General features: G+C 24.5%; 4 protein-coding genes (1 of these 4 running past the window's edge). 3 read left to right on the forward strand and 1 reads right to left on the reverse strand.

Annotation, left to right across the window (positions count from 1 at the left end; genetic code table 4):
• Positions 1 to 13,609, reverse strand: the 5' portion of a protein-coding gene (locus UUR8_RS03355; protein WP_004025824.1) for a GUMAP protein. It extends 788 nt beyond the left edge of the window; only the first 13,609 of its 14,397 coding nucleotides appear in the window; it begins with the start codon at positions 13,607 to 13,609; its stop codon lies beyond the left edge, outside the window.
• A gap of 301 nt (positions 13,610 to 13,910) precedes the next feature.
• On the opposite strand from UUR8_RS03355, the gene UUR8_RS03360 reads away from it, so the two are divergent.
• The 3 genes from UUR8_RS03360 to secE are packed head-to-tail and all read left to right on the forward strand — an operon-like array spanning position 13,911 to position 16,180.
• Complete coding sequence (locus UUR8_RS03360; RefSeq protein ID WP_004025757.1) at positions 13,911 to 15,500, forward strand: amino acid permease; 1,590 nt, start codon at positions 13,911 to 13,913, stop codon at positions 15,498 to 15,500.
• A 30-nt stretch (positions 15,501 to 15,530) separates the two neighbouring features.
• Positions 15,531 to 15,677 carry a 50S ribosomal protein L33 gene (rpmG, locus tag UUR8_RS03610; RefSeq protein ID WP_080508261.1) on the forward strand — a complete coding sequence of 49 codons (147 nt, stop codon included), beginning with the start codon at positions 15,531 to 15,533 and terminating at the stop codon, positions 15,675 to 15,677.
• Between the two features lie 2 nt (positions 15,678 to 15,679).
• The gene (gene secE, locus UUR8_RS03365; RefSeq protein WP_004025755.1) at positions 15,680 to 16,180 is read left to right on the forward strand and encodes a preprotein translocase subunit SecE; all 501 of its coding nucleotides are present in this window, start codon (positions 15,680 to 15,682) and stop codon (positions 16,178 to 16,180) included.
• Positions 16,181 to 16,193: the final 13 nt, after the last annotated feature.

The raw sequence follows: 16,193 nt of genomic DNA on the forward strand, positions 1-16,193 counted from the left end.
GTAGTTGATAAAGTTTTTGAACAATATATTTACCATTTGATAAAGTTCCTTTAATAACAAAGAAGTTATCAATTTTAGTAATTACTAAATCAGTTATTTTTAAATCTTCTTGATTGTTTAGTTTTAAAACATAATCTTTTAATTCATCGTTAATAAATTCTTGTTGTTCGTTCATTAATTTAACATCAATATTTTTATTTAGACCTAAAGTTTGATCTAATTTTTTAAATGCTAAATAGTCTTTGAAAATGCTTGTTGCTTTAGCTTTTTTTATATAGAAAATATCATCAATAATTACAATTTGATGATTGTTTTGATCACTAATAATTTTGTATTTAGCTTGTTGTGTTTTATTGACTAAAGCATGATGATTTTCATAATAATTATTAACTAAAACAGGATTGTTTACTAAATAATCACCTATTTGGTTAGCATTAGCTAATTTTTGGTTAATAGTTAAATTAATTGCGTCATCAATTAGAGTTTGATCATTATTATTTACTAAAATATCAAATGTACTATAAAGTTCACTAGCACGAATTACTTTAATTACATTATTAACAACAATTGTTTGTGCTCGTTTTTCACGATCAGTATTCATACCTCTAAAAATTAGTTTGTCAAGGTTAGGATTATATTCAACTGTTCAATTTTTAAAATCAGTTACAATGTTAGCAGGGTTGTTAATTGCTTCATAAACACTAATAATATTTTTAATAATTCATGGGTGATTTATTAAACGTTGTTTTTCACTTTGATATAAATCATTCATATTTTTTTGATGCGGTAATGCTTGAATTAAAGCACGTGTTTGTTTGATTAATTCATATAAAGCCTTAGCTTCTACAGCATCATTTAATTCAGCATTTATAACTGTATAATTTGGTTGTGCCCGCGTTGGACTAATTGATAATAGTAAATTAGCATTATTTTTATCAATTAAATCAATTGTGCCATCATCACGAACAATAACTTTAATTTGATCTGGATCAATTAGTAAACCATTAACATTAATTTTATTATTAGGATCTCGCGGGTATTGTTTTGGATCTTTTAAGATCTTAGCAATAGTTTGAGCATAATTACCTTGGTTATTTAAAACATCAGCTTCACTTGGTAAGTGTAAATTAATGTCTTTTTCACTAAGGACTCGTGGAACATTATTAATAATTGATACATAATTAACTTGATCTTGTTCATATCGTAAAACTAAATTAGGACCAGAAGTTGAATTTAAATATTTAGGATTATTAGATGTAATTAAACCATCATCTTGTTTTAATTCATCTAATCATTTAGTTAACTCTGGTGTTTTTTGTTCAATCTCTACAGTAATTTCTAATTTTTGGTTAGCTTTTATAATGTTATTAAATAGTTTTTTAAAGCTTAAATTATCATTAAAGATTTCAAAACCTTTTGTTTTACTAAAGTGATAATATGTATCATCAATAATAATATATTGTTGATTATTAGCGGTTGTTAATTGTAAGTAACGACGTGATTTTGGTGCTTGTGTGCTAACTGCAAAAACATCATGATTTAAATCGTTAATATAAGTTAAATCATTTTGTTCTAAAACTTGATTGTTTTTTAGTTTAATAACAAAATTGTGAACTGGTTTTAAAAAGTTCATTTTTAATAAGTTTTTAGCAATCGCTTTAGTGATAATTTCATCAGCACTAATTTTTTGTTCACTAAAATCTTGTGCCACACTGATTGTATAACCAGAAGCAATTGTATTTGGTGTATATAGTGTGTAATCATTATCTGTTGCTAATAAAACACGATCAATATTTTTGATTACTAAAATCTTATTATCCTTATGATTATTGTTATCAATAATTAAACGATTATTAGCAATATCATAACGTATTTTTGTTGTTGTAGTATTGTATCAATTTGGTTCGAAAACAGCATCTAATTTTGGTTTTAAGAAACTATTTTGTTTCATTTCTTTAGTTAAATTAATAAAACTATTAACGTTTGCTGGTAATTTATTAATCATTTTTACTAATTCATAAATTGCCATTGGGTCACGTTCTAAATGATATTTTTTATCTTTATTATCAATAAATAAACGTTGTGGATATGAAGGATTGTTCGCAATAATTGTTGCTAGTGTTTTAGGTGGTTGACTATCTTTTTGATTAATAGAAATTGTGCCATCATTATTTTGAACAATATCTACTTCAAATGGATTAAATAAAACACCATCCACTTCAATTTGATTTGAACTATTTCTAACAAATTTATTTTCATCTTGGAAGTTTAATAAGATTAATTCATTAATTGGTTTATCAAAGTTAACAATGTCTTCTTTTGAAGGTAATTTAGCTTTTGATTGATCAATTAATTTAGGTAAGCTAATTAAAACATCTTTAATAACTTGTTTTTGATCATTTAAAGCTTGCACAATTAAAACTTGGTGATAAATTTTTAAACGTACATTGCTTAAATCTTGTTCATTAATTGCTTGTTGAACAATTTGCTTTAATTCGCTATATTCTAAATTACTTGCGTTAAAGTAATCATCATTAATTGTTTTTAGTTGATCATATAATGCTACTAAATTAGTTAATCTTGGATTTTGAGTAGCTAGATATTGTGTTTTATCTATAATAAATAATTTTTGTTGATTACGTTTTAGTAATGAATTATTGTAACTAATATATCAAGTATTAGGGGCATTAGCATAAGCTTGCTCGCCTGCTTCAATATTAGCTAAATTATCATATCCTGTAATTGTTTGATATTGATTTGCAATTTGATTACCAATAAAGTAAGAACTTACATTATTACTACTTGAAATAATTTCTTTAACTTTATTTTTTACTAAAGCTGTAATATCATTATTAAAATCAGCAGCTTTAAAGTAGTATTCATCTTTATTATATAAATCATAAGCATCAATAATTCGTGGAGCATTTTTAATAATTACAATTCGTGGATTTGAAGTGTTAGTTTGTAAATTATCACGAATAATAATTGTGTTATTAATACGATTATAACTAATTGTAGCTTTGCTTAAATCTCAATCATTACCTACTAAATTTTTAACTTTTAAATTATAGTTATCAATAATTTTCTTTAATAAAACATTATTTTTAATGACATCAGTTAAGGGTCGTTGTACACCTAGAATTGGTTGTTGATTATCAATAGCATCATATAATTCTTTAGCTAATAAAATATTAGTGAATCTAAAATCTAATGCATCATCATTTGGTTGATCACTATAAATATCAACATCATATTCACCATAAATCTTCGTTGTATTTGAAGCTGGAATTGAAACTTGTTGATCATTTGCATCAACAATAGTAATTGTTCCATCGGTTAAGACATCAACCTTTTTAATTCCTATTTGTAATTTTATACCTCCAAAATCAATCATTGGTGGTTGACCAAATGGTGGGAAACGAATTGGATCATTGATTTTTTGTTGAATTAAGGTTGCTTGGTCTCCACCATTGCTAATAATTTCATCATCACTTGGTAATAATGCCAACACTGATTTATCAGGAATAATTGGTAATCCATTAATTAAATAGATACATTCAACATACTCACTAACATTTGTTGTTTGATTATTATTAACAACATGACGTTCAATAAGTTTTTTACCAACTAAAACAAAAACTAACTTATTATCATGTTTAGATTTAATAATTTGTGGTTCAATTAATTGATGTTCTTGGGCAAATTGGTTAATAATTTTATTATTATAATCACTTATGTTCTTAAACTCGCTAGTACTTAAAGCATCACGCAATTTAACAAAATCATTTAAATTTTGAGTGAACTTTTGTTGGGCATTAATTGGTGTTATTTCATATTGTCTTTGATCAATGACATAAACTTTAGTTTGATCATTTGAACTAAATTCATATGTGAAAGCATCTTGATAAGTGTTTGATAAATCATTAATTGCACTATTAGCGCTTACTTTATAATGATGTAAACTATCACTTAACATTTTTGTTTGATCTTTAAAATCTTTTTGTAAATTATTAAAATATGAAACTAATGCTTGATATGGGTTTTTAGAATTAATTAATTCACTATCAGCTTTAATATAACCTTGTGCACTATCGTACATTAAATTAGCATTAACAACTTGATATACATTTATAAAAATAGCTGTTGTATTTTTTGAACGTAAAATGATTTCATTTTTGTTTTGGTTATATTCAATTGAACGATTTGGTTCATTACTTATATTACTAATTTGATTTGAAGCTAAGGCTTTAGCAATAAAATCAATACTAAATAAGTTATTTTGAGCATCTGTTTGATTTGCTAAATTAATTCAATTAATTTGTTTTTGATGAGGATAATTTGTATCAATTGCTGAATTTTTAGTAATGTTTTCTAAAACATTATATGTTTGTAAAGGTGTAGCATTAATTGAAGTTCAATCAATAACTTTAACATTTGGTGTATCATTTCTTAAAACTAATGTTGCAATAACTTGATTATCTTTAACTAATTCCACAATTTTCTTATTTGCATCAGTTGGATTAGGTTTTGTTTGATAAGTAATTTTAGGATCATCTAAGTTAATAATTTGATCTGCAATTTTTAATTGCTTATTAGTGCTATTTGCAGCAAGAATTTTTTGTTTTGTAGCATTAGCAATCTTTTCATCTAAACTTTGACCATCAGCGTTAGTTACATCTTCTAAACTTAAATCAAAATCAACTTTTTTAATTGCTGGTAAACTTAAAATAACTACTTTTAATTTTTTAGTTTTTCAATCAATACCAATAATACCTAATCGTTCATTATCATTTCCTAAAACAATTTGTTGGGCTTGATTTTGATCAAATTCTAAATTTTGGATTAAATTATTAAAATCAACACAATCTAAATTTAAAGCATCTAATTGTGTGCCAATTGGTGCTTGTTGTAGTTTTAGAATTGTTTTATTATAGAAATCAACTAAATTACTAAATGCGAATGATTTAGCATCATAATGAGTATAAATCGTTTCATCAATGAAATATAAGTCTTGTGAAGTTGCTGCATTATCGTGTAATAAATAAACACCATCTGTTTGTAAATTAGCAGGTGTGAAGTTTTTTGTATACTCATAACCATTAACACTAATTTTTTGTGGTTGTAAACGGTTTAATTTATTAGTAATAACATTAGCTAAATTACCATTAGCATTCACAACATCACTAATTGTATATAATACGTTGTTAGTTGCATTATCAGCGGTAGCAGCTTTTAGAATATTACCAAAAATAACTAAGAAGTGTTTATCATCATTTAAGATTAGAATTCGTTTATTTGTTTTATCAAAAACTACACGACTAGATGATAAGATAGCATCATCTTTAAATCATGCTTGTAATTTTTGATCAATGCTTGTACTTGAAATTAATGATTTAATTAATTGATCTGTTTTTAATGTAGTTAAATTAGTTACTTGTTGATTTTTAATTAGTTCATTATAAGTTTTTTCAAAATGAGCAGTATCTAAGGCTTGATGATTAATTCTTACACTATCATAACCATAAATTTCAGGGACAATCGCATTAGGAATTAAAGTAATTGTTTTTTGAGCACTTGTAATTGAATATGAATAATCTTTATTTGTTGGATTAGCTATATTCGCATTAGGACGATTAACAACAATTGAAACACTATTTGCATCAAAATCAGTATGCATAATTTTATTATTAGTATCTTTTAATAAGTCCTTTAGTACACCAGCCATAATATCATTTGGTGAATATAAAGCATCTTGATCAATGTTTTGCGTTGCTGTTAGTTGTTGAACAGTTGGTGCTAATACATCATTATCTGATGCTGGGTTATAAACTGTAGGGAAACTATTAATAACAATAACATGTGTTTGTCGATTTGTTAAATTAGTTCCATAAACCACTAATTTTGTATTTTTAGCATTTGTTTGATCAACAATTTTTTTAATTTGTGCTGTTGCTAAATCAATATTACCATAGTTAGCATTAAAGACTTTTTGCTTTAATTCTTTTGGTAAATCATTAGCATTAATAGTGCTAAATGTATCAGTAATTGTTTTTTGATATTTATCAAAATCAACAACATTGCTAATTTCAACACTTGCATCTATTTTTTCAATTCCTAAATGATAAATCATTTTATCAATAACACTAACTTGTGGTTTTGATGAATTAGTAGGCGAAGAAATTAAACTATTATTATTTAAACCAACATTAATAACTTTAACTGCTTGTTCTTGACTTTTTGCATATTCGATTGTTAAATCGCCTCATTGAATTGTTTGATTGTATTTTGAAGCATCATTTAATTTATTTTTTAAATAGTTTTGAACACGTACATCTGCTTTAACAATATCATCAATACTATATACATCTGTTGCTTTTAGTGTTCGTGGCACATTATAAATAATAATTGAATGTTTATTGTTTGTATTCTCAATAACAATTTTGTTTTGATCAACTAAATATTTAATTGTTAAATGTGTTAAATCATTAAAAAATGATTGAGGAATTAGAGGATTGTTAACAATAAAAGTAGCTTGTTTCATTGCTTCAGTCATTGCCATTGGTGTTGCTTTTGATGTAATTAGTTGTGTGAATGCAAAAACTTGATCAACATCACTTCCTAAAGCATTTACTACTAGAATACTATTGCTTTCTAATTTCTGATCAACAATTAAATTAATTGTTTGTCTTGTTGATAAATCAGTAAGTGTTAATGAATTATCATCATTAAATTTAATTACCATTTTATTAATATTTAATGAATAAGATTGATTATTTGCTTTTGAGACTATTGTAATTTTTTGTTCATTAACTGGGTAATTGTTTGTATCTTTAAAACAAGCTTCATAAGCATTTAAAACTGATTTGTTATGAGCAATTATTTTAACAATTTCATCAAAACTTGGAATCTTAGTTGTTTCATTATCAGTAGTGTTTGTTAGATCAATAACAATTGGTAATTTTGTAGCTACTAATAATTTATTACCATCTTTAAACAACATGTTATTATTATGAACTTCTACAGTTGTTGTAGTAATGTTCATGCCATTACCATAAGTGTTAACAACACTATTTAATTCTTGATTGTTTAAATTACTTAATAAAATACCACTATTTTGTTTAATTTGATTAAACGCTTTTTGATATTCTTTAATATTAACAATTTCATCTTCTAAATTAATCGCGTAAGGAATTGGATCAATCGCATCTAAAATAGTAATTGGTTGGAAAACATGATTACCATCTTCTAGATAATATTTAGCATTATTTTGATTAATTGTTGAATTTTTGCTATAAGTAAAATCGCCTAATTTAGCAGTAATTTGTTGGCCATTAATACTATTAATTGTTTTTGTTAAATAAGCACGTGATGGATCATTATGTTCAACAATAGCAGAGATTAACTCATCTTCACTAACTGTAATTTCAACATTATTTTTAACAACACGACGAATATTAGTAATAACTAATGCGTGGGTTAGTTGGTTTTGAGCATCAAAAACACGAATAATAATTCGATCATTATCACTATGTTTTGATGGTTCTAAATAATATTCAACACTTACGTGATTTAAATCTGCAAAAAGATTATTATTATCACCGTAAACTGCTTTAATTTTTTCTTTAATAATCTTATTATTTAAAAATTCATTATTAATTTGTTTTTGAGGATGAAGATTATTAACTAAAGTATTATCTTTTGATTTGTCAACTTCGCTGTCAGTATTTAATTTTTTAAATGCGCTAATTAATTCATAAATTTCTTCATCACTTGCATTATTAGCATTAACAATTTTAAATTCTGGAATATTGCTAAAAGTTTTTTCATCAAAATACTTTTGAGCAGTTTTATCTTCAATTTTAATTTTTAAATTAGCACGATCAATAATTACATTAGCATTATTTCAATCAATAACTCGATCATAAATCATAATTGTTTGATTTGTTTTTGATGGTGTTTCATCTAATTCATTCTTAATAGCTTCTTCAAGACGTTTTTGTTCATTACCTTTATATTTAATAAAATCATAAACAGTTGGAATTTTTAGTTTTGAAGGTTCAGTAATTTTTGGTAAATTATAGATGAAGTAAACATGATAGTTTTGCGCACTATCATTAGCAGTTAATAATAAAACATTTTTGTTATCGTAACTATCAACTAATAATTTAACACTGTTTTTTTCTAAATGATAATTATTAATTAATGTATCTAATTCGCTATTTTGTGCTAAATTTGCATAAGTAGTTAAATCTTTAGTTTTTTTAACTTCTTCAAATAGTTTTTTAAAAGCACTTACATCATTAAAGTTATGTTGAGCATTAATTTGTTCGCTTGTGGCTAAATGATATTTTGTTTGATCAATTAAAACTAAACGCTTAATTGGATTACTTGCATAAGCAATTACATAATAATTTTCAATATTATTAAAACTAATTTCTCCACTTAGTGTGAAATCATTAATTTGTTTTGTTGATAATGAAATGTTTTGTAAATAATTACTAATTAAAGTTTTTGGTGATAAATCATTTGTTGTTAATGATTTTGTTGCTAAAAATTGGTTTTTAGCAAGATCTTTGTCCATAACAATTTCAGTAAAATCTGGAATATTGGTAATCGCATAACCTTTATTGTTAATTGAGTCAATTAATCAAATATTTTGTTTTGCCTCATCATATCAAATTTTGTCAAAAATTTTATTATTTGGAGTTATTAAATTAATTCCATCAATGCTATTATAATCAATAATTGCTTTATTATTAATTGTCGTTTTAGAGGCATTTTTAATAGCTGTAATTAAAGTACGTACTTTTTCAATATTTACTTTATTATCTAATTTAATAAAAGTATCAAGGTTTGATGAATCAAGAATAGCTATTTTTTGGGGATTTTCAATTAACAAATCTAATGATTTTGCATCACTAATGTGAATGTTAGTAATTAATTCATGATTGTTTTTTGTTAAATCAAAATGCATTGTATTTGGATCAAATTTAATTTGTCCTAATTTAATCAATCCATTTACAGTTGGTTTAGCATCTAAAATTGCTTTCTTTATTAATTGATTTTGAATAACAGTACTAAATGTTGGTTGTTGATTAGCAAAATCAATTGCATCATAAACATTTAATCATGTTATTTGTTCGTTTAAATCAGTACTAAAGTTTGGTGCACCTACAAAAATAAGATAAACTTTTGTGTTTGGTTTAGTTTTATCAATTGTTTCTAAAACAATTTTTGAACCAACTTTAAAGACTTTTTTAGCTTCTAAATTAATTTCAACAGCTTTACTAATAATTTTTTGAATATCTACATTATTATTGTATAAACTAACATCTTCACGTTGTTCAAACTCTTTTAAACTATGTTCACCTAAAATTAATTTTTTGTATTCTAATACATTACTAAATAAGTTTTCACTATTGATTTTATACTCTTCAAGGTTAACAATATGAATATGATGGTTGGCAAAATTAATTGTATGATTATCTAATGAATAAGTAATTGGTGTATTTGGTTGATAAGTTAAACCAAATAATTTATTTTCAACAATTAAATTATCTAAATGATTTTCAATTTGATTATTAATTGCTTTATTTAAATCACCATTATTTGGAGATTGTAAAACATTAATTTCTGTTAATAATGAATTAGGTTTTGTTTCAAAAATATCATGATTTGATATTACTTTTGGAATGTTATAAATTAAAGCAATTTTTGAATTTTGTTTATCATTAATATTTTCATAAACAATAATTTTGCCTTCGTCTTTAATGAATTCTACACCACTATTTGAACTTAGTTGGAAATTAAATGCTTTAAATTTTAAATCGTTTTGGTTTTGAGTATCAATCAATTGTTTTAATAATTTTGTTTTTATAGTATTATCAACATTTGCATTATTTAATTTTGTTCAATACTCTCAAGTTAAATAATAATCATTACTGCTTGAATAACTTGTTCCAATAACGTTTGGAATTTGTTGATTTGCAAAAATTATTAACGAACCAAATGATGTTTTTGTGCCACGATATAGTTTAATATAATTACGATTTTGCTCATCAATTTCAAATTTTAAATTATTAGGATTTAATGAAAGACTATTATCTTGATTTGTATTGTATAAATAAGGTAAATCATAAGCACCATCTTTAACTATAGCTTTTAGTTTTAAATCTAATGCTTTTTCATAATTACCATCACTAGCAATAATTTCAGTTTTTGTTGGTAATGTAAATTTTAGTTTTTCATCATTTTCATTAATAATATTAGGAAGATTGTATAAATTTAAAATACTAAATTCGCCAGGATTATTATTAATATCAAAAGCATTTACTTCAGGATTTCGTCAACCAGCAATTACTAATTGTTTTTGATTATTTTTTTCACATAAGAAGACTTTAACTTTTTTTCATTGCGGATTGCTAATTCCTGTTGGAACATTTAAAAAGAAACCAAAACCACCTTGTTCAATTGAATTAGTTAAAGGTTGAACAAAATTTGGAGCAATTGTTTGAACTTGCGCTAAATCTAATCCTTGTTCATAACTATTTTTATTATTTAAAGCTTCATATAAAGCTTTTCATTGATTAAATGAAACATTAGAACCATATAATTCATAAGCTTTTTTAGAATCTAAATAATTTGATTCATCATAAATTTTAATTTTGTTTTCTGGATTAGCTTGATCAACAATTTCATAAACAAAAGTCTTATAACGACGTGTTGTATTATTTGGTCCTTGATCTAATTTTGGCGCTGATAAAGCTTTAATTACATATTTTTTTTGATCTTTAGCAATCGTGTAATTCCCTAGTATTAAATTACCTGATTGTTGAGCATTAATGATGCTCTCAATAAACGCTTGATTATTAAAATCATTTGGTTTAGATGGAGTTGTGCCATAAGTTTGCATTACTACATCTGTTAAATTATTTTTTGTATTATTAAAATTAATATTTTTTAAAGATCAGAACATTTCAACAACTGTTGTAATTTTTGGCACATTAGTAAAAATAACAGCTTGTTGAGTTGTATAATCACGAATAATGATAAAATCTTGATCATATTTATATTCGATCGTTCCTGATTTAATATTACCTACATTTTCTTTAATTAATTGATCATTCAATAATTCGTTTGTTAAAACTTTACGTCCTTGATGTGTTGGGTCATTAACTAATTGTTCATAACGTTTATAAAATGAGAATGAATCACGATCACTTTTGTTTCAACGCACTTTTTTAATTGTGGGAATTAAACCATTAGGATTAGTAATATCGTTTGTATCAACTTTAATTTGTTCAATAATTTTTTGGTCTTGATTACGTATTAAATTAATTAATTTATTGCTTTGTTCTAAATTAAAATCAAATTTTACGCCATTATTGTCTTTTGTACTTAAAGTGTATTCATTTCCATCGACTACAATTTTTGTAACATCACTTGAAGATCGTTTAACATTATCATTTAGAATTTTAATGAATAATTCTTTATCTGATTTATTGTCTTGATTAACAAGCATTTGATCTACTAATTTATCTAATGAAGCTACATTATCATAATTATTAAATGTCTCTGTCGTACTTAAAACATGAGGAAGATTATAAATAATTAAAAATTTTGTTAAATCATTTTCATGATTTGTATTAATAATGACAAAAAAAGTTGTTTTTTGTTGTTGATGATTTATTGTATAACGAATAATTTTTGAATCATTTTTTGAAAATAAAGGATTTGGATATTTTTGATCTAAATAATTATTTAAATCAACTAAACCAATATTTGAAATTGTTAAATATGTTGCAACAACTTTATTTTCATTTTTAACATAGTTTAGTTTGTCTTTAAAAATTAGACCATTTCCATTAACGCTTTCATAAGTGTTAGCATAAAGAATATAATAAGATTTTGTTTGATTATCTTTTGTATAGTTAATCTTTAAATATTTATATTTTGAATCTTGTGGTAATAAGTTTTGATTTTGTTCTACACTATTATCAATACTTGGAATTCCTTCAACACTAATAGATCCGATTTTACCACCACTTGCTAACTTTAAATTTTCTAATAAAGCATGTTTGAAAATCTCTAACATTTGTACATCGTGTTTTTTAAAGTCATGTACTTGTGATATGAATGATTGTAAAATTTGTTGAATATCTAATAAAGGTTTGTTGTTAATGTTTTTTGATTGGTTATTAATAACATTTGATACTTTTAAAACATTAGGTAAATTAACAAGCATAACTGCTTTTCGTGCACCATTTGTATCATCACGAATAATAATACGATTATGTTCTGGTTCATAGTAAATTTTTGATAAGTTATTATTAAAACCCTTATCAACTATATATTTAGAAAATAAGCTATTATTTAAAACTGATGTTAAAATAATCGCATTTTTAGCACCGGATTCATTATTATTAGTTAAAACATTAATTAAATTAACAAATTCTAATAAATTATATTTAAAAGGATATTTTGAATCTACTTGGTTAATACCACGATCTAAACGTTCGTATGAATAACCTTCATTTCCTTTTGTTATATAAATTAAGTGATGTGTATCACTAATGCCAATAGAATTATCTTTTAAAATGGCAATGTTTTTTTCAGCATTATCTAAAACCAATTGGCGATTTAATTTTCCATTAAAAACAAAATCATGTTGTGAATTACCATTAAATGATTTTAATTTTTTAATAATGGCTTGTTTGTAATCAAAATTTTCATTAACTACTTCATCAAAACTTGGTAGTTCATTTTTAACATCATCAAAACCATAAACAACAGGCATTCCAGGATTTGGATCTTCAGTATTTTGTGGATTTGGGTTGCCTGTAATCGTATATACAACATGTTGATTATTAGCATTTGTTCCTACTACAACTAATTGGATCTTACTATTAATTTTATCGTTGGGATTTAGAATAATTTTAGCAACAGCAATATTAGTTAATAATGTAGGTGATGAAGATGTAATAAACGCTTTAATTTTCTGAAATGTATTATCGTTAATTTTGACAAAAGCATTTTCTTTTAGTAGATTTAAATATTTACCATAATCAATAACGCTTGTAATTTGTTTTTGACCATTTGGTAAAAGATCCATTAAAGCATCACCAATACTTAAAGGATTTTTATAATATCCAGCCTTATCAACAATTTTAATTGTTTCATTAGTGTTTTTATTTTCAATATAAACAGCACCATCAGCACCAATTGGTTCTTGTTTAACTTGTCAATCAGTTTGATTTAAATTTTTTTGTATTTGTGTGTTATTTTCACTAACACTAATTGTTAATGAACGCTCTAAGGCTTTTTGAACTGCAACTTTTAAATCATAGTTAGCATGAATTAATTCAAAAATGGTAAAAAACGTATTTGTTGGTAATGAACCATCATCATTAATAGCAGCTGAGTCAAATTCATAAATATAGTTTTTAGCAGTTGATAAATTTGTCGTGTTATTTAAAGTACTTACATAATCATGTGAGTGATCAATTCCTAATTTTGTACCAACTCCAATAGCAATAACAGCTGTTGATATAATTCCAATTGAAGCAATTTTCGGAACTTGATGTTTATCAATTTTTTTGTTCTTTTTCATAATCTTTCCCAAATCTCCCTATTTCTAATCTTTATGTACATACATAATTACACACAAGGGATGTTTAAATTTTACTTTAAAGTTTGTGTAAAAAAACATTTTATTTTGTGTAGAATTATTTATTTGAAGACCAAACTAAAAAAGATTGATATTGAAAATATTCTTTCAATGAAAAATTAAGGGATTTTATTTCTTTGTGTTATAATTTTTAAATAAAAATTGGAACAATTATGAAAAGAGGGACTATTAAGATTACACCCTCTTTTTTAAAGATAAAAAATTATTTAGTAAGGTTTACTTAATGAAAATTAGTGTTAAAAAAACAAGGCAAATTGGTTTATTTACATCAATTGCAATTATGATTAGTAGCGTCGTAGGAATAGGTATTTTCTTTAAAAATGGTTCTATTTTTCGTTTTAACAACTTTAATGATATAGGTATTATTATTTCATGAGTATTTGCTAGTTTAATTGCCCTTTTTACAGCATTAAGTTTTGCTTATATTACATTTTCTAAAAAATCAGGTTCAGGAATTGCAGGTGTTGTAGATGAATTAAAAGCGCCTAAATTTGCTCGCTTTATTTCAATTTTACAAACCTTTTTTTATAATGGTATACTAACACCTTCAATTTCATTTTTTGCTGCTGAATCATTATTAATGACAACAATGCCAAAAGATGCTCCACCACCTCAAATATATCAAATTTTTCTTTTGGCAATTGGATTGTTTTTGTTCTTTTTATTACTTAATTTCATTTCATTTAAATTTAGTTCAATCTTACAAAATTGTGCAACAATCATTAAATTTATACCTATTGTTGTTATTGCTATAATTGGAATTGTTTATGGAATTAATCATGCACAAGATTCGTTATTTAATCATAACAATCCGAAACGTTTAAGTTTTAGTATTGTTGGCGTATTAGCTTCGCTTCCTTCTATTCTATTTTCATTTGATGCGTTTTTAGGAGTTACTTCGTTACAACATAAAATTAAAAACGCTAAAAAGAATGTTCCCATAACTTTAGTTGTAGGAATGTTTTTAGTAGCTATTGTTTATATTTTAATAACCATAGGTCAGGTTTTTACAAGCGAAGGCTATGCTTATGGTGTAATTAATAAAGTATTTGAATACAATGCTAATTTAGTAAGAATTATCACTATTGTTATTAATGTTTTCATTACAATTTCGATTATTGGTGTTTTAAATTCATTCGTCATTTTCTTAATTCATAATGGTCAATATGCGATTGATGAAAAAATTGTTTTTTGATGATCGTGATTACAACGTGTTAAATCAAAACATTTTAAAGAAATGCAAGGATTAGTTAGCGTTTTAATTGTGTTTTTTGTATGAATAATTATTTTTATGATAATTAGCATTCCATTAAACACTGATGTATATATTGATTTATTATCTAATTATCCAATTGTTTTCTTTTTTGCGATTTATGGATTAGTAATAGCGTTTGCTTTTTACAAACAAATAAAATTAAATAAAAATAAGAAAACAACTAAAAAACAAAACAATATAAAACCAAAATGATTTTTTAATTATGAAGATAATAAATTAAAAAATAAAGTTGTTAATAAATGAATTTTAAGCGCTTGATTAATTGGGATGATAAGTTGTTTATTTGTTTTCTTATACCAATTCTTATACGGTTATACAATTTATGCTTGATTAGATCCTTACAATTTAAAACTATATAGTTTTGGATTGTTTTATACAAATAATGTAAGTATCATTCCATGGGTTGCTAGTTTATTGTTTTTTGTTATGATTGTTTTCTTTATTGGTTTTCCATTTATGAATGATGCTATTTTAAAACAACAATTATTAAAAAAACTAACAATAAATAATATCAATCGTAAGGATTTATTAGTTTAATATTTAATTAATGGAGTATAATACAATATTATGGTTAAGAAAATAATACTAGTTTGTGAAACATGCATGAGTAGAAACTATCAAACAACGCGTAATAAATTTGCTACATCGCGGCTTGAATTAAATAAGTATTGTAAAAAATGCAATATGAAAACACTGCATAAGGAAACAAGATAATAATGGCTAATGAAAAAAAGCAAAAAACAAATAAGTATTTGACATATCAAGATCAAGAGTATGAACGAAACCTTTTATTAGAAAAAGAACGTAAACAGCAAAAAAAGCTCTTGGCACAACAAACTTATCGTGAATTAAATCTTCATAAAAGTTTAATTAAAAAAGCTAAAGATGATCAAAAGCTTATTTTAAAATTATTAAAAGAGAATAAACTAATTTCAAAAACTCAGTTTAATGCTCATCGTTTAGAATTAAAAAATGCAATTAATGAAATGATTGATGAACATTATCAACTATTAGATAAATATAGCGTTGATTTTGAAAAACTAAGTTTTAAATTAAAACGTTGATTCTATGGAATTGGTAAAGAAATTCGACGTACTTCTTGAGCTTCTAAACGCTCTGTTCTTGTTAGTTTGATTATTGTAATTATTATTGTTTTAATTCTTGCAGCAATCTTTTTTGGAATTGATTCAGGTTTTTATAAACTATCAGCAAAATAAAATTTTGAAAGTA

The organism is Ureaplasma urealyticum serovar 8 str. ATCC 27618, from assembly GCF_000169535.1.
Classification (GTDB): domain Bacteria; phylum Bacillota_I; class Bacilli_A; order Mycoplasmatales; family Mycoplasmoidaceae; genus Ureaplasma; species Ureaplasma urealyticum.